We start from the raw sequence: 20775 nt of genomic DNA, 5'->3' as shown, positions 1-20775 counted from the left end.
AATTTGTGTTTATGCTAACCATACAATTTTTCAAGCGTCACAACACTGTTTTCCCAGAGGTACTATTACGCGAAACTTTGGAGTGACTCATAATGGCTCGGCGCACACGTCAATCCCGTTCCCGCGATACAGAAGCAGGTTCGGTTCCGGCTTCCCCCTTTATCCAGCGCAGTTTGGCCTATTTTGACCCTCTGAATAAAGAGGATCTGAACCGACTCGAGGCGCAGGTCGACTGGATTTTCGAGAATGTCGGGATCGCGTTCCGCGATGACCCTGAAGCGCTGGACCTGTGGCGTCGTGAGGGCGCTCAAATCAATGGTGACATTGTTCGCGCCGACGCCAGTTGGATACGTGATTTGTGTTCAAAGGCACCAAAAAGCTTCAAGCAAGTTGCGCGCAACCCCGAACGTTCGGTGGTGATCGGGGATGGCAATCAAGTCTTTGCCCCGGTCTACGGCGCGCCTTTTGTGCGCGATCTGGAAGGCGGGCGCCGCTATGGCGATATCGAGTCTTTTGAGAAGTTGGTCAAACTGACCTATATGCACCCAAACCTGCATCATGGCGGGTTTGTCACCTGCGAACCCTGTGACGTTCCGGTCAGCAAGCGCCATTTGGACATGATGTTCGCGCATATGACGCTGAGCGATAAGCCGCATCTGGGCGCGATCACCGAGATGAGCCGCGCACAGGACAGCGTCGAGATGGCCGAGATCGTCTTTGGCGCGGATTTCATGGAAGAGAACTGCGTGATCATGGGCAACGTGAACACGAACTCTCCACTGCTGGTGGACCGGGTGGTCACCGAGTCGGCCCGCGTCTATTCGGCGTGCGGGCAGGGGTTGATCGTGGTGCCATTCATCCTGTCCGGCGCCATGGGGCCGGTCAGCACTGCAGCCAGTGTCGCACAGGCCATGGCCGAAGCGATGATGGTCTGTGCCTATGTTCAACTGCTGCGCCCCGGTGCGCCGTTCGTTCTGGGTAACTTCCTGTCGTCGATGTCGCTGAAATCCGGTGCGCCGACCTTTGGCATGCCCGAACCGGTCATGTCGAACTATGCCATCGGTCAGCTTGCCCGCCGTGCCGGTTTGCCCTTGCGTTGTGGCGGTTCGCTGACCGCGTCCAAGATCGAAGACGCTCAGGCGGCATATGAATCTGCGGATTCAATGCATTCAACCATGCTTGCGGGTGCGAATTTTGTGCTGCATTCGGCCGGTTGGCTCGAAGGTGGCCTGTGCACCGGATTCGAAAAGCTGATCATGGATGCCGATCGTCTGGGGTCCTACCAGAAGATTCTAAGCCAGGGTTTGGACGCCAGCGAGGAGGCCTTTGCCCGCGACGCTTACGACGAGGTTGAGGCAGGTGGCCATTTCCTGGGCTGCGCCCACACGATGCGCAATTACCAAACTGCGTTCTATGAGCCGAAACTCAGCGACAGTGAGAATGTCGAAAGCTGGGAAGAGGGTGGATCAAAGGACATGCGCCGCCGCGCCTATGAACGCTGGAACCAGATGCTGAACGAGTATCAGCCGCCTGTGATGGATGAGGCCAAGAAGGAAGAGTTGGCCGCCTATGTCGCCCGCCGCAAAGAGGAGATCCCAGATGCCTGGTATTAAGATCACGGGTCTTCGTGCAACCCCGGTCAATATCCCGCTGGAAAAGCCGATGTGGTGGACCGGCGGGCATTACCCGGGTACTTCGAAGACTATTATCGAGGTCGAAACGGATCAGGGTATCGTTGGACTGGGCGAGGCGCCCTCGGTCGATGTTGTGGATACGATCCGTGCGATGGGCGAGCGTTTGATCGGTGCTGATCCGCTGGATATTGCGGGTTGCGAAAGCTTGTGCGTCCCGCCGTGGCAGATCGTTCAGAACACCGATGACAGTTCGGTGGTCAAAGCTTTTGGCGCGATCGAAATTGCGCTGTGGGACCTGCGCGGCAAGGTGGCGAATGAGCCACTCTACCGCCTGCTGGGCGGTGCGGTGCGCAAAGAGATCCCCTTCACCGAATATTTTGGGTTTCGCGAGGGCGGCGAGATGAGCCCCGAGGCGGTGGCCGACTATTGCATCCGTATGCGCGAAGAACATGGCAGCACCATGTTCGAGGGCAAGCTGATCCTCGGCAACCCCGAGCTTGAGGTCGATACTGTCAAAGCTCTACGCGAAGGGCTAGGGCGCGAGGCGATGATCCGTCTGGACAGCAACATGCAGTGGAGCCTGCCCACCGCCATGCGTGTCTTCCGCGAGATCGAGCCTTACAACATCCGCAACTACGAAGACCCGGTTGCCACGTTCGAGGAAATGGCAGAGCTGCGCCGCCATTTCACCATTCCGATCTCGACCCATGTGCCGGATATCCGCAAGGCCGTCGCCTTGGGTGCACCCGATTATATCGTGACCAACTTCGCCGTGCTGGGCGGGATTTCCCGCGCCGTGCGCTTTATCGGCGCGTGTGAGGCGATGGGCGTGGGCTTCTGGTGCTATTCCGGTGACGCCGGGATTGCGACTGCAGGATACCTGCACATGTCTGCGGCCATGCCGTGGATTTCCGAGCCGTCGCAATCGCTGTTCCGCTGGCAGATCGGCGACGTGATCGAAGGCGGGCCCTTCCGTCAGAAAAACAACGTGATCTCTGTTCCCGAAGGTCCCGGCCTCGGCGTGACGCTGGATCGCGATGCCCTTGCCTATTGGCACAATCATCTGGTCCAGAACGGACCGCTGGACCATTTCCATGACCCCGCTATGCCCGGCCGCTTCCGCCGGTTGCCCCTGAACTAAGAAGGACCACCCATGCCTGAGATTCAAAAAGACGAAAGCACGTCCGGCAAAAAGCTCCCGTCCCACGCCAAGGTCGTCGTCATAGGCGGCGGCGTTGTGGGCTGTTCGATCCTGTTCCACCTGGCCAAGTTTGGCTGGAAAGACGTTGTGCTGCTGGAGCGTGATGAACTGACATCAGGTTCCTCCTGGCACGCTGCAGGTCAGATCCACACGATCAGCTCGGACCCCAACATCTCGCGCCTGCAGAGCTATACCATTGATCTGTATAAAGAGATCGAAGAGACATCGGGCCACTCGGTCGGTCTGCACATCACCGGCGGTTTTTATGCGGCCTCGACCAAGGAATGGTACGATTACCTCAAGCGCGAACGCTCGAAAGCCCGTTACATGGGCCTGCATCAGGAGTTCATCAGCCCCAAGGAACTGGCCGAGCGTCACCCGCTGATCGACCCGAAGCATTATTATGCAGCCCTCTGGGACGAGCAGGATGGCGACCTCGACCCTTCGGGCGCGACCTATGCGTTTGCCAAGTCGGCCCGCGTGCATGGCGCGCAATACTTCACCCATTGCGGCGTGACCGACATGAAGCAGCGCCCTGACGGCAGCTGGGATCTGACCACGCCCAAAGGCGTGATCAACGCCGAGCAGGTGGTGAACTGCGGCGGCCTGTGGGCGCGTGAAGTTGGCCACATGTCCGGCATCCACCTGCCCGTGCAGCCGATGGAGCACCACTATCTGATCACCGAAAAAATCCCGCTGATCGCAGAACGTATGGAGAGCATGGGTGAAGCGGGTCGCCTGCCTGCCGGTATCGACTATGAGGCCAACATTTATTTCCGTCAGGAGCGTCAGGGCATGCTGCTGGGCACCTATGAGCCCAAGTCGACCCCGTGGAAAGTGAACGGTACGCCTTGGGACTTCGGGCATGAGCTGCTGCAGCCCGATCTCGACCGCATCGCCGACCGTCTGGAAATGTCGTTCGAGCGTATCCCAACCATTGGTGAGGCAGGGATCAAGGATATGATCAACGGGCCGTTTACGTTTGGCCCCGACGGTAATCCGATGATCGGTCCGGTTCCGGGCATGAAAAACTACTGGGTCGCGGTCGGCGTCATGGCGGGCTTCTGCCAGGGCGGCGGTGTAGGCCTGACCATGGCTGAATGGATGATCGACGGTGAACCTTCGATTGACGTCTGGGCGATGGACGTGGCGCGGTTTGGAGAGTTCGCGACGCCGGACTGGGGCACCATCAAGTCCTCGGAAAACTATGAGCGTCGCTTCGTGATGACCTTCCCGAACGAAACCTTGCCCAAGGGCCGGATGCAGAAAACCACTGCGCTCTATGACCGTCTGGTCGCCAAGGGTGCGCTGATGGGGCAGGGTTTTGGGCTGGAGAATGCCCTGTGGTTCGCGGACAATCCGGAAGACGCGCATGAAACGCCCACCTTCGAGCGCAACCGCTCGCACGACTATGTCGCGCGCGAGGTGAAAGCCGTGCAAGAGGCCGTCGGTGGCATTGAGATCGCCAACTTCGCCAAGCACGAGTTCAAAGGCGCGGGCGCGCGTGAATACCTGAACAAGACGCTGGCCGGATATGTCCCGAAACCCGGCCGTCTGGCGCTGACGCCGATGCTGACCGAAAAGGGCCGTCTCTATGGTGACCTGACCGTTGCGTGCCTGGGTGAAGATCACTTCATGCTGTTCGGCTCGGGCGCGATGCAGGATGCGCACCGCCGCTGGTTCGAAAAGGACCTGCCCGCAGATGTGACCTATGCCAACGTCTCAGACGATTGGCACGGGGTTGCCCTTTCGGGTCCGAAATCGCGCGAGTTGTTGGCCCGCATCACCCGCGACGATGTCAGCGCCGACGCGTTGAAGTTCCGCGATCTGCGCCAGACCTTTGTGGGCGGCGTGCCTGTGATCCTGAACCGTATTTCGTTCTCGGGCGAGTTGGGCTTTGAGATCTACTGCCGCCCGCAATACCTGTTGCGCCTAGCCGAGGCGATCGAAGAGGCCGGAGCCGATCTGGGGTATCGTTGGTATGGTGCGCGTGCTTTGATGTCGCTGCGCCTAGAAAAAGGCTGGGGTGTGTGGACCACCGATTTCCGCCCTGACTTCAATGCGGTCGAATCCGGCATGGATGTCTTCATCAATTGGAAGAAGGACTTCGTCGGCAAGGAGGCCACGCTGAAGTTCAAAGAGGAAGGCGTTGCCCGCAAGCTGGTCACCATGACCATCGACGTGGACGGCATCGACGTCTCGAACGACGAGGCGATCCTGAAAGACGGCGAAGCGGTCGGCTATGTCTCCTCGGGCGGCTACGGCCACCGTGTCGGCAAGTCGATGGCGATGGGCTATGTGGCGACCGAAAGCGCGATACCGGGAACCAAGCTACAAGTTGAAATCCTGGGCGAGTTCTACGATGCCGAAGTACTGGGCGGTCCTCTGTATGACGCCAACGGTTCAAATATGAGGGCGTAAGCGAAACTAACTCTTCCCTTTGGGGAGGTCATCATCTCGCCAGAACGCGAAGTGTTTTCGCACAAAATCCACCTGACAAATATGGCCCCGGCATTACCGGGGCCGTTGCCCGGCTGAAATGCATCCGCCGAGTATTCACGCTGCTTCAAAACTGATTGTTGACACGCTCCAATGCAGCTTCCAACTGCTGGGTAAACTCACTTGCCAATGCAGATGGGGGACGGTGCGCCGGTCGCATTATAGAGACGTTTAGAACGACATTGGGGCGGAACGGCCGGAACACAACAGGTCTCGGCTCGGGTCGCATGTTGTTGTATCCAGCTGCGGTAATCGGATCGCAGATACAATAACAAAGCCCTTTTTCCACCAGGGTTAAAGCCGGGTGAAAGGTTCGGAGTTCGAACCGTTGTTCGAATTTTGCTTTTTGAATGGCGAAAGCTCTTTGGGTTGCGATCAGGTTTGGATGCCCGTCTTGCAGCCCGGCCATCGGGCGGCCCGACAAGTGGCGGGCTTCGAACGTGTCCAACTCGGTCAGTGGATCATCCGCAGGAATTGCGCATACGCATCTCATGTCAAAGTCGATGGTTTCAATAGCTGCGGTGGGTTTCGGTGTTTCGCCCAACCCGATGTCATATTGCTGAGAGGCCACCCATTCTTCGATGACCGGCGATGCACGCATCATCAGCGATGCTTTCACATCCGGCTTGTCCAACAGAAACTCGCCCAGAATTTGCGGCATAAGCAGACTGGCGGCGGCGGGCATGCAGGCGATGTTCAGGCGACCCTTGGTCAGAGCGCCGATCTCGCGCATCGTCCGGGTCGACAGCATCAGACGATCCAGGATCGCCTCAGCCTCGGTGACGAAATACTGAGCCTCGGGTGTAGGGGCCATTTTGCCGCGCTGCCGACGGAACAGGGCGATCCCCAACTCTGCTTCGAGGTTCGCGATCAGCGCGCTTACGGCCGGTTGGGTACGGCCGAGGATTCGGGCGGCCTCGGATACTGAACCTGTCCGCATGACCTCACGAAAGGCCTGTAGCTGGCGAAAGCTGAGATTCATTTGCCTCTGATAACCTTACATTTTCCCTCGGCGTATAAAGTAACTTTATCCAATAATCAATTTAATCGTTTTGACTTAATGTCTCGCGCCCGCAATTTTCCCGCCACGAATGCACCACCTGCATTCGGTCTGACGGAGGGGGAAATGACACGCTTTGCAAGTGTCCTGCTAACAGTCCTGATCTGCCTGGTTGCCATTGGGCAATTCGTGCAGGTGATCACGCGGTACGTGCTGGAAATCCCCGTTATGGGGCTGGAGGAAAGCCTGCTTTATCCCACGCTGTGGCTTTACATGATGGGTGCCGTCAATGCCTCGCGCGAGAACACGCATATCCGTGCAAACGTGCTTGAGATCTTTCTGTCCACCGAGCGGCAGCATCAGGTGCTTGCGGTTATCGGAGAGGTTATCAGTCTGATCGTCGGCCTCTGGCTGACCACCTGGGCCTGGGACTTTACCAAATACTCGATACGCGTATGGCGCGAGAGTCCGACCCTGTACCTTCCGACCTTCTATGTCGATGTCGCGTTGTTCGTCGGCATGGTGCTGATGATGATCTTCACCGCCTGGCACCTGCTGACGCATCTACGAGCGCTGTTCGCTCCGGTCGCTTCCATCCCTCAAGGAGACGCGCAATGATCGAGATCGCGCTGTTCGCTGTCCTGGTTCTGGTCATCCTGCTGACGCTGGGCGTGCCACTGCCCTACTGTTTCGGGGCGGGGCTGATGGTGATGTATTTCGCCGGTGATGTTGTCATGAAGGGCAATATGCTGTGGGGCTTTCAGCAGCTTGGCAATCCGGTGTTGCTGGCCATTCCGCTGTTTGTTCTGGCCGGGACGATCATGTCGGTCTCGGGTATCGCTGCCAGCCTTTTGAACTTCGTCAATATCTTCATTGGCCACCTGCGCGGTGGCCTGGGTGTGGTCGCCACCGTCTCTTGCGCGCTGATTGGTGCTATCTCGGGTTCGGGCCTGACCGGCGTCGCTGCGATTGGTCCCCTGCTGATCCCCGAGATGGAGAAACAGGGCTATCCCCGCGAATATGCGACGGCGCTGATTGCCAACGCTTCGCTGCTGGGTCTGTTGATCCCGCCTTCGGTGACAATGATCGTCTATGGCTGGGTGACAGACACCTCAATTCTGGCCTGCTTCCTTGCTACATTGGGTCCCGGCCTGCTGATCATGGCAAGTTTCTCGGCCGTAAACATACGCATGGCGCGCAAATTCCCCCTGCAGTTGAATGAACCGCTGAAAGGGCAGGCTTTTGTGTCCGAGGCAACCTCGCGCGGTTTCAAGGCGACGCCTGCTCTGTTGATGCCGGTGATCATTCTGGGCGGTATCTATGGCGGTATCATGACCCCGACCGAAGCCGCCGCCGTGGCTGTGATTTATGCGATCCCGGTGGGTTTCCTGATCTACAAGGGATTGGACATCAAAACCTTCTTTGGTGCGGGCAGAGAGGCCGCGACCTCGGTCGGTGCGATTATGCTGATGATCCTGTTCTCGATGATCCTCAGCCAGATGTTCGTTTTGGAAAGCGTCCCGCAGGCAATCGTCGAAGCGATCTTTTCGGTAACCGAGAACAAGGTACTGCTGCTGATCCTGATCAACATCCTGCTGTTTCTCGTCGGCATGGTTGTGAATGATGTCACCGCCATCATCCTGATCGCTCCTTTGTTGTTGCCGCTGATGCAGGCCATCGGTGTCAGCCCGATCCAGTTCGCCGCGATCATGGGGGTGAATACCGCCATGGGTGGTGTGACGCCGCCTTATGCCTCGATCCTGTATTTGGGTGCGCGCATCGGTCGGGTGCCGGTCACCAAAGTGATCCGCCCGGCCATGACCCTGATCCTGCTGGGATATCTGCCCGTCGTCTTCCTGACCAGCTTCTGGCCGGATCTGTCGATGTGGCTGCCCCGTTTCTTTGGCTACTAAGCCGCCCTTTTCATCATCCACGGAGGAGATCTATCCATGATGAGCTTTCTGAAATCCACCTGCCTGGCCGCAGCTGTTGTGGCAACTGCGGGGATCGCAACTGCCGAAACCCTGAAGATCAGCCATATTCGCCCTCAGGGTGCGACCATCGACAATGAGCTGAGCGTTTTTGCTGATGAGTTGAAGGCCGCCACCAATGGTTCGTTGGAGCTGAACCTGTTCCCGGCATCTGCCTTGGGTGACTACACTTCGGTTCAAGAACGGATTTCGGTTGGTGCCATCGACATGGCTGTGCAGCCCGCCGCCACAGCGGTTGATCGCCGTATGCAAATCTCGGCATTCCCCTATGTTGCAGCAAACTGGGGCGAAGCGAAAAAGATCTACGGTCCCGGTGGCGCGATCCACACAGCCATGAAGGATCTTTATGCCAAGCAGGATATCACCATGCTGGCAGCCTATCCGGTGTATTTCGGCGGCGTTGCCCTGAATACCGACGCGGTGAACCCGGGCGATCCGACAACCGCAAAAGGTATCAAGGTTCGCGTACCGGGTATCAAGAGCTTCCAGCTGACCGCGGATGCTCTGGGGTACATCTCGTCGCCCATTCCCTTCTCCGAGGCATTCACCGCCGTACAAACTGGTGTGGTTGATGGTGTCGTCGGCTCGGGTGCCGAGGGCTACTATGCCTCGTTCCGTGATGTGACCACGTCGTATGTGCCTGTGAATACACATTTCGAAGTTTGGTACATGATCATCAACTCGGGCACTCTGGCCGAACTGAGCGACGAAGATCGCGCCGCGTTGGAAAGCGCGGCATTGGCGTTCGAATCCAAGCGCTGGGACACCGCCGAGGCCGATCAGGGCGCGTTCGAGCAGAAGCTGGCCGACAATGGCGCAACCATCGTGTCACTGACGGATGAAGAGCTTGCCGCCACCGCTGCCCATGTACGTGCTCAGGTCTGGCCGCAGGTCCTTGAGGATGTGGGTCAGGATTGGGGTCAGTCCATCCTCGACAAGATCGGCAATTAATCGATCAGACCCCGCGATCGGGCAAGGCGTGCTCCTCCCCGCGCCTTGCCCTGCCAACCCACGGAGATCACCCCATGTTCAGATCCTTGCAAGACGACGACCACGATCTGGTGACGTTGATCGTCAATGATCAGCCGGTCAATGCGCGCAAAGGCCAGTCGGTATGGTCTGCGATGGCTGTGGCAAGTCAGGTCGTGACCCGCAAAGCGGCCCTGTCGGGCGAAGAGCGCAGCGCGTACTGCGCCATGGGCGTCTGTTTTGAATGCATGGTCGAAATTGATGGTCTTCCCAATCAACAAGCCTGTTTGCGCCGGGTAGCGGATGGCATGAGTGTTGCGACACAAGATATTACCGAAAACTCCGAGGCAACCGATGAAGGCCTTTGATTGCGCGATCATTGGGGCCGGCCCAGCTGGTATGTCGGCTGCCATTGAATTGGCGCAGGCCGGTGCGGATGTTGTAGTTCTGGACCGGGCCGATCGGGCAGGGGGGCAGATCTATCGCTCTGCGGCAGACAGCCCTTTGCCGGATGCCGCACACCTTGGACCGGATTATGCGGCAGGCGCTGATCTGATCATCCGCTTCGAACAATCCGGCGCGACACATCTTGCCGGAGCAGACGTCTGGCATTTGGGGGATGATGGTCGCATTCTGTTTTCTTATCAGGGTGAAACCCGAGAAGTGCATTGCCGTGAGATGCTGTTGTGCCCCGGCGCCATGGAACGACCCATGCCGATACCCGGGTGGACCTTGCCCGGCGTCATGACGGCGGGTGCGGCGCAGGTGATGCTCAAGTCGGATGCGGTAGTTGCGGACGGAGCTGTCTTTGCCGGGTCCGGCCCATTGCTGTACCTGATAGTGGCGCAATATTTGCGATTGGGTGTACAGGTGGCCGCGCTTGTCGATACGACCCCGCGTCAGCATTTTTTTGACGCTGCCCCCCTTATGCCACGCGCCCTGCAGCAGCTTGGAAACCTGCGCAAGGGCTTGTCTTTGTTGCGGGAAATCCGCGCTTCGGGTGTTGCCACCTACCGATATGCCGAGAACCTTGAGGTGATCGGCGATGACAGGGCCACGGGCCTGCGTTTTTCGGCATCGGGCCAGCAACACGAGGTTTCGGCCGATACAGTGTTCCTGCATCATGGCGTTCAGCCCAACCTGAACATGTCCCGGGCGATGGGGTTGGCGCATCATTGGAACAGTACACAGATGTGCTGGCAGGTTACGGTTGATGCGTTTGGCCAAAGCTCGGTTCCGCATGTTTCGGTTGGCGGCGATGGCGCTGGAATTATTGGTGCAGATGGCGCGCGTGCCGCCGGGCGTGTGGCCGCGCAGAATATCCTGTTTCGCCTTGGTCGGATTTCCCAGGCCGACAGGGATCAAAGCGTGCGCGCTGACCTGAACGACTTGTCGGCTTTGAAACCGTTTCGCCGTTTCATCGACTGCCTGTACCGCCCTACCGAGGCGCTTAGATTGCCGCGTGACGCAGAAACTCAGGTTTGCCGTTGCGAAGAGCAGTCCTTGGGCGACTTGCGAAAGGGGTTCGAACAAGGTGCGCGGGACCCGAACGCTCTGAAATCCCTGACGCGCTGTGGAATGGGCCCATGTCAGGGACGACAATGCGGCCATGTCGTGGCCGGGCTGTTGGCACAGTGGCGTGCGGAAAGCCCCGAAGAGGTCGGATATTACCGATTGCGCAGCCCCCAGCGCCTGCTGACCTTGGATGAACTGGGCCGGTACGGCTCAGTTTCGGCGGGGGCAGCGGAATGAAGGCCGACGTTCTGATCATTGGCGGCGGCATTCAAGGCTGCGCAACAGCTTATCATCTGGCGCGCAAGGGCGCATTGGTGATCGTGATTGAAAAGGACTACTCGGGGCGGCATGCCTCGGGCGTTAATGCGGGTGGTGTGCGGCTTCTGGGGCGTGACATGGCCGAGATCCCTTTGTCGAAAGCGTCGATGGAGATGTGGCAGACACTGGATGAAGATCTGGGTCATGACACCGGATTTCGCCGTCAGACGCTGGTCAACATCGCAGTGGATGAAGTGGACCTGGCGACCGCGCAGGCCCGCGAGGCCAAGATGCATGACGCCGGATTTATGCATGAACGGATCATCGATCAGGCCGAACTCAGGGAACGATTGCCGCATGTGAGTGCCAATTGCGTTGGCGGTGTGATCTCTGAACTGGACGGGTATGCGATCCCTTTCAAGGCGACGACGGCGTTTCGTCTGGCGGCCGAAAATTATGGCGCTCAGGTGATCGAAGGCGAAGAGGTTCTGGGCCTCCGCCGCGTGGGCGACGCGTGGCTGGCGCAGGGTGCCCGGCACGGGTATGAGGCCGAAACCGTCGTCAACTGTGCAGGGGCCTGGGCGGATAAAATCGCGCTGATGATCGGTGACAATGTTCCCCTCAGCCATGCCGCGCCGATGTTGATGATTACTGCCCGGATGCCACATTTTGCCAAGCCGGTGGTCGGAGCGATCAGCCGGCAACTAAGTTTCAAGCAGTTCGAGAATGGCACGGTGTTGATCGGTGGTGGTGCCAAGGGATTTGCGGATCGCGCCAACAACCGCACGCGGCTGGATTATGCCAAACTGGCCGCAGCCTGCCGCACCACGGCCGAGTTTTTCCCGATCATGCGCAAGGCCAGCATCAATCGGATGTGGGCCGGGCTGGAAGCCTATATGCCTGACAACCTTCCCGTCATCGGCCCGGCTGTGAATGCCCCGCGTGCGTTCCACGCCTTTGGGTTTTCGGCGCATGGATTTCAGATGGGACCTGTCGTAGGGCAGGTTCTGGCAGACTTGGTGATAGGTGGGCAAAGCCGTTTCAATCTATCGCCCTTCCGCATTGATCGATTTGACCGCAAGGTTCTGTAAAGGAGATATCCGAGATGACAATCACCCGTATCGAAACTGGCCAACGCATGAGCAAGATCGTCAAGCACAATGGCGTCGCCTATCTGTGTGGCCAGACTTCGGACGCTGCTACGGTTGCGGATCAGACCCGCGAAATCCTGTCTAAGGTCGAGGATCTGTTGGCCAAAGCGGGCAGCGACAAAACCCGCATTTTGCAATGTGTGATCTGGGTGGCAGACATGGCGGATTTCGCCGAGATGAATGAGGTCTGGGACGCTTGGGTGCCGGAAGGCCACGCCCCGGCGCGTGCCTGTGGCGAGGCCAAACTGGCGCACGACGTTCTCAAGGTTGAGATGATTGTGACGGCCGCCTGTGATTGAGTTTCAAGGGGTATGTCTGAAAGGAAATATGCGCCTATTGCTCAGAGATATTTCTAGAAGCTTCACGTAAAAGACATTACTGCCTCAACAGTCGAACTGAGGCCACTCACTTCGACTGTTGAGTTAGGCTGTCCATGCTTGTTGCATCACTCCAATAGGACCCTTCCTTCCTGTCTATATGAAGCTTCAGTATCTCCAGTGCCTTGTGAACGTCACCATCCCGAACGCATTGCACCAACTCTAAGTGTTCGCGGTAGGATTTTGCCATGTGGTCTGGGTGGTGTCCCAACCGGCTTCGCAATGCCGCCATTTTCAATGCAATCGTCTGATAGGCGTCGTTGAGAAACCGATTATCGGCACAGTCGAAAAGGCATTGGTGAAACATCGTATCCTGAAACAGGTATTCTGCATCGTTCCCAGCCTTGCGGGCCACTTTCATCCGTTCGACGCAGTCGCCAAGCGCGGCATGAAGCGCTTGCGGGTTCGCCTGCATGGCCAAGGTTAAGGCGGTTGTTTCAAGGCAGACACGCGCATCGCAGAGCTTAGCCAGTTCTTCTGGTTCCAGGTTGAACACAAAGGACCCCCTTTGCGGCTCGACGACCAGCAGACCTTCCATTTCGAGCCGGTTGATCGCCTCGCGCACAGGGGTGCGGCTAACCTCAAGATTCTTGGCGATTCGAGCCTCGGACAACTGTTCGCCCAACTCGAACTCACCTTTGGTAATCCGATCGCGCAGGTTCTCGGTCACCAATTCCGTCAATGATTTCGGTCTGTTGAATAGGCTCATATCGCTCTCCTCAATTCGACAGTAGCAGCCCTGCGTCTGGCATACAATGTGTTAGTGTTGACACATTAGCATACTGTATGCCAGTTATGATTCTGACAAAGAGACGACATTGGGAGGGGCGTCTTTGCAAACTCTTGAGACATGGATCGTTGCGCTGAACCGGGCGCTGGTCGCCGTGGCCCTGGCTGCGGTCTTCGCAATCGTCTTTGCCAACGTGGTGGGGCGGTACGGTTTCGGCGCATCTTTTGCCTGGGTTGAAGAGGTCGCCCGCCATCTGATGATCCTCGGTGCGTTTTGCGGTGCGGGCCTTGCCCTGCGTGAAGGGCGGCTTGTTGCGATCACCACCATTCCTGACCTGTTGCCGGACGCTCTGGCCCGCCTGCTGCGCTGGGGCATCGTCATCGTCATGTTCGGTTTCATGGCCACGATGCTGTGGCTGGGCATCCGGTTCGTTGAATTCGGCTGGGACAAAGAAACCATGTCCACCGGCATTTCACGGGGCATCCCCTATTTGGCGATCCCCATCGGATGCGCGTTGTTCCTGATCCAACTGGTGTTCTTCGCCAAACGCTTCGTCCGTCAGGAATTCGAAGCCGGCCTTGAAGGCGACGAGGCGGAGGTCTGAGTCGTGGCAAAAACCCTGATCATCCTGTTTTTCGCCACTCTGTTCCTGGGCGTCCCCGTAGCGTTCACGATGGGTATCGCCGGTATTTCAGCGATCTTCATCGACGGGTCGCTGAACCCGTTGGTTGCGACCCAGCGCATGTTTGCCGGGATCGACAGCTTTCCCCTGATGGCAGTGCCGTTTTTCATCCTTGCGTCCGAGCTAATGACGGCCTGTGGCCTGACAAACGCCCTGCTGCGGTTCGCCAATGCTCTGGTCGGGCATGTGCGTGGCGGGTTGGGGCATGTGAACATTCTGGTGTCCATGCTGTTTGCCGGTATCAGTGGATCGGCACTGGCGGATGCGGCGGGGCCTTCGGCCATCGTCATGCGGATGATGCGCGAGGCCGGGTATGAAAAGAACTATGCCGGTGCCCTGTCCGCCGCGACGGCCACCATTGGGCCGATCATCCCGCCGTCCATTCTGGCAGTGATCTTTGCGATCTCGACCAATGGCGTGACGGTTGCGGGACTGTTTCTGGCCGGCATCGTGCCGGGTGTTCTGCTGGGCGTCGCGCTGGCTGTTGCCAACCATATCGTGTCGACCCGCTACGGCTATCGCGGGCGCGAGCATCGCGCGACCCTGACCGAGCTGCGCAGCGCGACCCTGTCGGCCATCCCGGCCCTGATCATGCCCGCGATCATTCTGGGCGGCATCCTGTTCGGCGTCTTCACCCCGACTGAGGCGGGGGCTGTGGCCTCGGCCTACGCGTTATTTTTGGGCTTCATTCTTCGGGCCTTCACCCTTCGTACGCTTTACGAGGCTTTCGTGCGGGCTGCGGTGGTGACATCCTCGGTCTTTCTGATCGTTGCGATGGCGTCGATCTTTGCTTGGCTGCTGACCTATCTGCAGATCCCGCAGGAACTGGCCAAACTGATCACCAAGATCACCGAAAACCGTCTTGGCATCCTGTTCATTCTGGCGGGTTTCGCCCTGATCTGCGGGTTCTTTATCGACACTTTGCCCGCGCTGATCATTCTTACGCCGATCCTCGGGCCCATCGCCTATTCCGCCGGGATCGACCCGTTGCAATTCGGCATGATGCTGGTGCTGAACCTGACCATCGGCATGATCACCCCCCCGGTTGGCCCGGTGCTGTTTGTGATCGCCACCGTCGGACAACTGAAAATCGAACGGCTGTCAAAGGCGGTGCTGCCGCTGCTGCTAGCCGAACTCGTGGTGCTATTGCTGGTCATCCTCGTGCCAAGCGTCAGCACCTTCATCCCCAACTTCTTTGGATTTGCGAACTGACATGAAAGGGAGGAACCTCATGAAAACCATGTCGAAACTGATGACGGCCACGGCTGTTGTTGCGATGACTGCCGCCAGCGCTGCCTCGGCCAAGGAACTGAAATACGCGCATTTTCAGGCCGCTGACCTGAGCTCGCCCAAGCACGCCGCCGCGTTGGCATTTGAGGCCTGTGTCGAGGGCAAGACCTCGGGCTCGATCGACGTCCAGATCTTCCCGGCCTCGCAGCTGGGTGGCGGGTCCGAGATCATGGAGGGCCTGCAACTGGGCACCGTTCAGATGGCAGCCATTCATGATGGTCCGATCTCGGCCGTCTACAAACCGTTCTCGGTTCTGGCGATGCCTTACCTGTTCGACGATCAGGCCATGGCCTGGGCGGTTATGGACGGCGAATTCGGCGAAGCGCTGGCCGAGGACATGCTAGCCCAAACCGGCATCCGCAACTTTGGCGTGGCCGACAACGGCGTGCGCAATTTCACCAACAATGTCAAACCCGTGGCCGAGCCGGCCGATATGGAAGGCCTGAAAATGCGCGTGATGACCGCGCCGGTCTGGGTGACGCTGGTGGAAAGCCTGGGTGCCTCGGCAACCCCGGTTCCGTGGCCTGAACTGCCCGGTGCGCTGCAGCAGGGCGTTGTGGACGGTCAGGAAAACGGTGTGACCAATATCGTCAACGCCTCGCTCTACCAGCACCAGAAATACGTCTCGCTGGATGGGCATGTGTTCAGCTGGCACGCCTATCTGATGTCGGACATGTTCTACCAAAGCCTGACCGATGACGAGAAAAAGGCCGTAGAACAGTGCGTTGAGATTTCGAAGACGATCCACCGCGGTATGACCGCCGCGCAGGACGCAAACGCAACCACGATCCTGACTGAAAAAGGCATGGAAGTGATCCCTGTCAGCCCCGAGCAGAAGGCCATGTTCCGTGCCGCGGCTCAGCCCGCCGTGCGCGAATACATCGTCAGCGAGATTGGCGAAGACTGGCCGAACCGCCTCGACGCCGCCGTTGCGGCCTACCAGGCCCAGTAACCCATGCCGAGAGACCGTCAAATGACCCGCCAGACCATAGCAATCCTTGAACCCGGCTACGCCACCTATGACACCGAGGCCTCGGTGCTGGCCGCGCAGGGCGCTCTGATCGCGCCGGTCACACCGGAGACTGAGGCGGTCCCGGCTTTGCAGGCGCTGGACCCGGTCGCCATCCTGGTGCGGGAACGTATCGTGGATGCGTCGGTGATCGACGCCTGCCCGAACCTGAAAGTCGTCGTCCGCTATGGGGTGGGCGTCGACAATATCGATCTGGATTACGCGCGGTCGCGTGGAATCTATGTCGCCAATGTGCCCGATTATGGCGCCGAAACCGAAGTAAGCGAACACGCGCTCGCCCTGTATCTGGCGGTCCAGCGTCGCATTCCGTCCCGCGATTGCGAAGTTCGGCAGGGCCAATGGGGCATCGGCCAGGCCGCCCTGATCCCCAGCCGTGAGAACGCCGCTCTGGGTTTGATCGGTTGCGGCAAGATCGGGTTGCAGGCGGCGCAGAAATTCCGGGCGCTGGGGTTCACATCGGTTCTGGTGTTTGACCCCTATCTAACGGACGACGCGGCCGCCGCCGCCGAAGTGCAAAAGGTCGATCTGGCCGAGCTGTGTAAGACCGCCGATGTCGTCAGCCTGCATGCGCCGCTGACGCCCGAGACGCGGCATATTCTGGACGCCGACCATATTGCGCTGATGAAACCGACCTCGGTCGTGATCAACGTCTCTCGCGGCGGGCTGGTGGATGAAGCGGCGCTTGCCGAAGCCCTGAACCAGGGGCGTATTTTCGGCGCCGGCATCGATGTGTTCGAACAGGAACCGGTGGCGCCGGATAACCCGCTGCTGCATAGCCGCAACACCATCGTATCGGACCATGCTGCCTGGTACTCGGAACGTTCGGTCGCGGTGCTGCAGCGATGCGCGGCCCGCGAGGTCGCCAAGGTCCTGAATAATGAGCATCCCGATCACTGGGTGAACAAATGGTAGATTTGGTCAGCACCCTACGGTCGGCGCAAATTGTCCCGGTGATCCGCCACAGCGACCCCGAGATTGCTTTGACGGCCTGCGACCTGCTGGCCGAGGCCGGAATTGGCGCATTGGAGATCACCACGACGGTCCCGGATGCCGCTGCACTGATCGCCGAACTGCACCAACGCTATCCCTCGATCTGCATTGGCGCCGGAACAGTTCTCAGCGCTGGTCAGGCTGACAAGGTGTTGGCGGCCGGAGCCGAATTTGTTGTTTCTCCGTGTTGGAGCGATACCGCCGCACGGGAAGCCAAGGCCGCAAAAGTGCCCTATCTGCCCGGCGCAACGACCCCGGGCGAGGTTCAGCATCACGCGGAAAACGGCGCTGCGGTGATCAAGATTTTTCCAGCTGATGCAGCCGGTGAGCCCGGGTTCCTGAAGGCCGTCAAATCCGTGTTTCCCGACCTTGCCCTGATGCCGACCGGCGGCGTGTCTCCTGACACCGCGCAATCCTATCTGAACGCCGGTGCGCTTTGCGTCGGCATGGGTGGAAACCTGCTGCCTGCCAGGGCGCTTGAGGCCGGTCACATCGACCTGGCGCGCGCACAAATCAACGCGGCCCTCTCGGTCGCATCCTTTCAATCTTCCCAACGTAAGAGGATACTCTCATGAACACCCAAGAACTCGTTGCCGGGTTTCGCGACGTAGCCACCGCATCCGTTGCCGATGCCGTGGACAAGGTGGCGGGCAAGACCGGCTTTCTGCCCGCCTCGATCAAGCCCCGCATCAACGAAAAGAAAATCGTTGGCCCGGCCGTGACTATTCTGGAAGGCCCCACCGACGAATTCCTGCCGCCGCAGCACGCGCTGGACGCCATCGACGAATCCGAGGCCGGATCGGTCATCGTGATCTCGACCAACGGTACCACCGATGTGGCGCTGTGGGGTGGATTGATGACTGCAGGTGCCGTGGCCAACAAACACGAAGGCGCGGTTCTGGATGGTGGTGTGCGCGATCTGGTCGAGATCAAGCGTGACTATGACTTCCCGGTCTATTCCCGCCGTGTCAGCCCGGGCACCACGCTGGGCCGCATCCGGACATTGGCGTCAAACGTTGAAGTCGACATGGGCGGAGTGATTGTCCACCCGGGCGACATCATCGTGGCCGATGTCGACGGTGTTGTCGCAGTGCCGCGTGAACATGCCGACGCGATTCTGGAAATGGCGCGCGAGATTGATGAGCGCGAAGCCGAACAGGCGCGTCTGATTATCGAAAGTGGTTCGCTGCGCGAAGGTCTGGCGAAATACGGTCGCATCTAAAAACAAAGGTTCCGCAGGCTGTTGCAGCAGCCTGCGGAACACCAGACATCAGCAAGGGAGGAATACATGCTGAAACGAATGCTCAACACGGTGGCCCTTACCGCCGTTCTGGCCACCCCGGCGCTTGCAAACGGCCCCGAGGTTGTCGCGGAATGGAACAGTCTGCCCTATGCCGTCAAGGATGAGGCGACGAAATCCGCCTGGCAAGGCAGCGAGATTTTCGGCAAGGCGCTGATTCAGGGCGCAAAGGTCGACAGTCAGGGCAACATCTATGTTTCAACCGCGCGCTGGGGCGGCGCGGAAATCCCTTCGACAGTGTCCAAGTTGGTTAAGAACGGCGACACGTGGGAGCTGGAGGCATTTCCGTCTGAGGAAATGAACAGCATGTCTAACCCCGATGGTCTGAAGGCCGTGCTGGGTTTCGAGATCGACCGTAACGACGTGATGTGGATCCTTGATCAGGGCCACGTAGCGGGCCCTCCGTTCGAAGATGGTGATGCCAAACTGGTGCTGTGGGATCTGAAAGAGAACAAGGAAATTCAGCGCTATGTCTTCACAGCGGAAGAAGCGGATCGCCAGTGTTCCTTCCTGAACGATCTGGCCGTCGATAACGACACCGGTTTTGCCTATATCGCCGACAGCGGCATTTTCTGCGATCCGCTGCATGGTGGCCTGATCGTCTATGACAGCAACATCAATTCGGTGCGACGTATTCTGGATCAACATCGTTTCACCAATGACGAGCCGAATTTCTTCTTCAATATCGACGACCGCCCGGTTTTGAAGAATGGTGGCATGCGCACGGGTGCCGATGGCATCGCGCTGTCGGGCGACAAGGAAACGCTCTACTGGACCAACCTTACCGGCAATCACCTGTATAGCCTGCCGACCGAGGTTCTGCGCGATTTTGAAGCCAATGAAACCGTGATCGAAAACGCGGTCGAGGTTGCGGCCGTGTTGCCCTCGAACACTGACGGGATGACCGCGGATAACGCGGGCAATATCTACATGACCGCGCTGTCGCTGGACGGGATCATGAAATTCGATGAATCCACCCGTCAGGTCAGCCGTTTCGTCCACCACCCGGAAATGAACTGGCCCGACACGCTGGCCTGGGGCCCGGATGGCGAGATGTACGTGGTCTCGAACCACCTGCATATTTGGGTCGATGGCGACATGAATTTCGAAGACCCCCAAATCCCGAATTTCCGCATCTGGAAAATACCGGGCGTCGGCCAAAGTTATACGGCCGAATAATCCTCCCAAACTCCTTGGTCAGCCCTACGGGGCTGGCCCCTTTAGCAAAGATGAGATGATCATGACCCCCGATATTCTGTGCCTTGGCGAACCGATGCTGGAGTTCAACCAGCAACCAGACGGGAACTATCTGCCCGGACATGGAGGAGACACCTCGAATTGCGCTATCGCCGCCGCGCGACAGGGGGCATCCGTTGGATATGTGACGCATATCGGGGCAGATACGTTTGGCAATTCCTTCATGGACCTGTGGCAGGCTGAGGGCGTTGATACCTCGACCGTGCGTCAGGTCTCGGATGCCCATACCGGGGTTTACTTTGTGACCCATGGCGTGAACGGGCATGAATTCAGTTATTTCCGCGCAGGGTCCGCCAGCAGCCGGATGGGGCCGGATGAGCTGCCGGTGGCAGCGCTGCAATCGGCGAAGATCCTGCATGTGTCGGGCATCAGTCAGGCGATTTCCGATACTGCTGCGGATGCGGTGTTTGCTGCCATCCGGATCGTGAAAGAGGCCGGGGGGATGGTCTCTTACGATACCAACCTGCGCTTGAAACTGTGGCCGATCGAACGTGCACGGGCCGTGACCCATGCAGCCATGGCGCAGTGCGACATCGCTCTGCCCGGGCTGGACGACGCCGAGCAACTGACCGGCCTGTCCGACCCGGATGCCATTGCCGACTTCTATCTGGATTTGGGCGCAAAAATCGTCGCCCTGACGTTGGGGGCCGAGGGCACTCTGGTCGCCACCCCCGACAAGCGCGAACGGGTCAAAGGCCGCCGGGTCGAGGCGGTGGATGCCACCGCCGCGGGCGACACCTTTGACGGGGCTTTCCTGTCTCGCATTGTGGCTGGTGACGATCCGTTCACCGCCGCCCGCTATGCCAACGCCGCAGCTGCCTTGTCGACGCAAGGATACGGAGCGGTTGCTCCGATGCCGCACAAAGACGCGGTTGAGGCATTTCTGGCAGAAGGGGACTGA

20 protein-coding genes are annotated in these 20775 nt (G+C 58.9%); 18 read left to right on the top strand and 2 right to left on the bottom strand.

Annotated features, from left to right (window positions below; all coding sequences use genetic code 11):
• The first annotated feature begins 92 nt into the window (after positions 1–92).
• Genes GOX63_RS19715 through GOX63_RS19705 form a run of 3 tightly spaced genes read left to right on the top strand, consistent with a single transcriptional unit; the run spans position 93 to position 5256 of the window.
• Positions 93–1613, top strand: coding sequence for a trimethylamine methyltransferase family protein (locus GOX63_RS19715; RefSeq protein WP_170328464.1), 1521 nt, complete (start codon positions 93–95; stop codon positions 1611–1613).
• Positions 1600–2775, top strand: a complete 1176-nt coding sequence (locus tag GOX63_RS19710; RefSeq protein ID WP_174826845.1) for a mandelate racemase/muconate lactonizing enzyme family protein — start codon at positions 1600–1602, stop codon at positions 2773–2775. The genes GOX63_RS19715 and GOX63_RS19710 overlap by 14 nt, the downstream gene beginning before the upstream one ends.
• A gap of 12 nt (positions 2776–2787) precedes the next feature.
• Positions 2788–5256 (top strand): GcvT family protein, encoded by a 2469-nt coding sequence (locus GOX63_RS19705; RefSeq protein ID WP_170546900.1) that lies wholly within the window; start codon positions 2788–2790, stop codon positions 5254–5256.
• Between the two features lie 145 nt (positions 5257–5401).
• On the opposite strand, the gene GOX63_RS19700 is transcribed toward GOX63_RS19705, so the two are convergent.
• On the bottom strand, positions 5402–6316 hold the full coding sequence (locus tag GOX63_RS19700; protein WP_170546898.1) for a LysR substrate-binding domain-containing protein: 915 nt from the start codon (positions 6314–6316) through the stop codon (positions 5402–5404).
• A 144-nt stretch (positions 6317–6460) separates the two neighbouring features.
• Between GOX63_RS19700 and GOX63_RS19695 the strand changes: the two genes are divergently transcribed.
• The 7 genes from GOX63_RS19695 (at position 6461) to GOX63_RS19665 (ending at position 12517) form a co-directional block, all read left to right on the top strand.
• The gene (locus GOX63_RS19695) at positions 6461–6952 is read left to right on the top strand and encodes a TRAP transporter small permease (protein ID WP_170328467.1); all 492 of its coding nucleotides are present in this window, start codon (positions 6461–6463) and stop codon (positions 6950–6952) included.
• Positions 6949–8247 carry a TRAP transporter large permease gene (locus tag GOX63_RS19690; RefSeq protein WP_170328468.1) on the top strand — a complete coding sequence of 433 codons (1299 nt, stop codon included), beginning with the start codon at positions 6949–6951 and terminating at the stop codon, positions 8245–8247. The genes GOX63_RS19695 and GOX63_RS19690 overlap by 4 nt, the downstream gene beginning before the upstream one ends.
• Positions 8248–8283: 36 nt before the next feature.
• Positions 8284–9276: a TRAP transporter substrate-binding protein DctP gene (gene dctP / locus GOX63_RS19685; protein WP_170546895.1), complete on the top strand. Its 993-nt coding sequence runs from the start codon at positions 8284–8286 to the stop codon at positions 9274–9276.
• A 74-nt stretch (positions 9277–9350) separates the two neighbouring features.
• Positions 9351–9662: a (2Fe-2S)-binding protein gene (locus GOX63_RS19680; RefSeq protein ID WP_170546893.1), complete on the top strand. Its 312-nt coding sequence runs from the start codon at positions 9351–9353 to the stop codon at positions 9660–9662.
• A complete protein-coding gene (locus tag GOX63_RS19675) occupies positions 9649–11046 on the top strand; it encodes an NAD(P)/FAD-dependent oxidoreductase (RefSeq protein ID WP_170546890.1) in 1398 nt (465 codons plus the stop codon). Before GOX63_RS19680 ends, GOX63_RS19675 begins: the two co-directional genes overlap by 14 nt.
• Positions 11043–12158: an NAD(P)/FAD-dependent oxidoreductase gene (locus GOX63_RS19670; RefSeq protein WP_170546888.1), complete on the top strand. Its 1116-nt coding sequence runs from the start codon at positions 11043–11045 to the stop codon at positions 12156–12158. Before GOX63_RS19675 ends, GOX63_RS19670 begins: the two co-directional genes overlap by 4 nt.
• A 14-nt stretch (positions 12159–12172) precedes the next feature.
• Entirely contained in the window at positions 12173–12517 is a 345-nt protein-coding gene (locus GOX63_RS19665) for a RidA family protein (protein ID WP_170546885.1), read from the top strand.
• Between the two features lie 106 nt (positions 12518–12623).
• Here the strand turns inward: GOX63_RS19665 and GOX63_RS19660 are convergent, their stop codons facing one another.
• The gene (locus GOX63_RS19660; protein ID WP_170546882.1) at positions 12624–13265 is read right to left on the bottom strand and encodes a GntR family transcriptional regulator; all 642 of its coding nucleotides are present in this window, start codon (positions 13263–13265) and stop codon (positions 12624–12626) included.
• Positions 13266–13428: 163 nt separating this feature from the next.
• On the opposite strand from GOX63_RS19660, the gene GOX63_RS19655 reads away from it, so the two are divergent.
• From GOX63_RS19655 to GOX63_RS19620, 8 genes are all read left to right on the top strand, one after another.
• Positions 13429–13929: a TRAP transporter small permease gene (locus GOX63_RS19655; protein ID WP_170546879.1), complete on the top strand. Its 501-nt coding sequence runs from the start codon at positions 13429–13431 to the stop codon at positions 13927–13929.
• A gap of 3 nt (positions 13930–13932) precedes the next feature.
• Positions 13933–15219, top strand: coding sequence for a TRAP transporter large permease (locus GOX63_RS19650; protein ID WP_170546876.1), 1287 nt, complete (start codon positions 13933–13935; stop codon positions 15217–15219).
• 19 nt (positions 15220–15238) lie between these two features.
• Entirely contained in the window at positions 15239–16249 is a 1011-nt protein-coding gene (locus tag GOX63_RS19645; protein ID WP_217356254.1) for a DctP family TRAP transporter solute-binding subunit, read from the top strand.
• A 21-nt stretch (positions 16250–16270) separates the two neighbouring features.
• Complete coding sequence (locus tag GOX63_RS19640) at positions 16271–17239, top strand: C-terminal binding protein (protein ID WP_170546873.1); 969 nt, start codon at positions 16271–16273, stop codon at positions 17237–17239.
• Entirely contained in the window at positions 17233–17892 is a 660-nt protein-coding gene (locus GOX63_RS19635) for a bifunctional 4-hydroxy-2-oxoglutarate aldolase/2-dehydro-3-deoxy-phosphogluconate aldolase (RefSeq protein WP_170328478.1), read from the top strand. The genes GOX63_RS19640 and GOX63_RS19635 overlap by 7 nt, the downstream gene beginning before the upstream one ends.
• Positions 17889–18539, top strand: a complete 651-nt coding sequence (locus tag GOX63_RS19630; protein WP_170328479.1) for an RraA family protein — start codon at positions 17889–17891, stop codon at positions 18537–18539. Before GOX63_RS19635 ends, GOX63_RS19630 begins: the two co-directional genes overlap by 4 nt.
• Before the next feature lie 66 nt (positions 18540–18605).
• Positions 18606–19796, top strand: a complete 1191-nt coding sequence (locus GOX63_RS19625; protein ID WP_170328480.1) for an L-dopachrome tautomerase-related protein — start codon at positions 18606–18608, stop codon at positions 19794–19796.
• A 61-nt stretch (positions 19797–19857) separates the two neighbouring features.
• Positions 19858–20775 (top strand): sugar kinase, encoded by a 918-nt coding sequence (locus tag GOX63_RS19620; protein ID WP_170328481.1) that lies wholly within the window; start codon positions 19858–19860, stop codon positions 20773–20775.

The organism is Ruegeria arenilitoris (assembly GCF_013031355.1).
Classification (GTDB): domain Bacteria; phylum Pseudomonadota; class Alphaproteobacteria; order Rhodobacterales; family Rhodobacteraceae; genus Ruegeria; species Ruegeria arenilitoris_C.
Note: the sequence above shows the minus strand (reverse complement) of the source record. Positions and strands in the feature narration are given on the sequence as shown.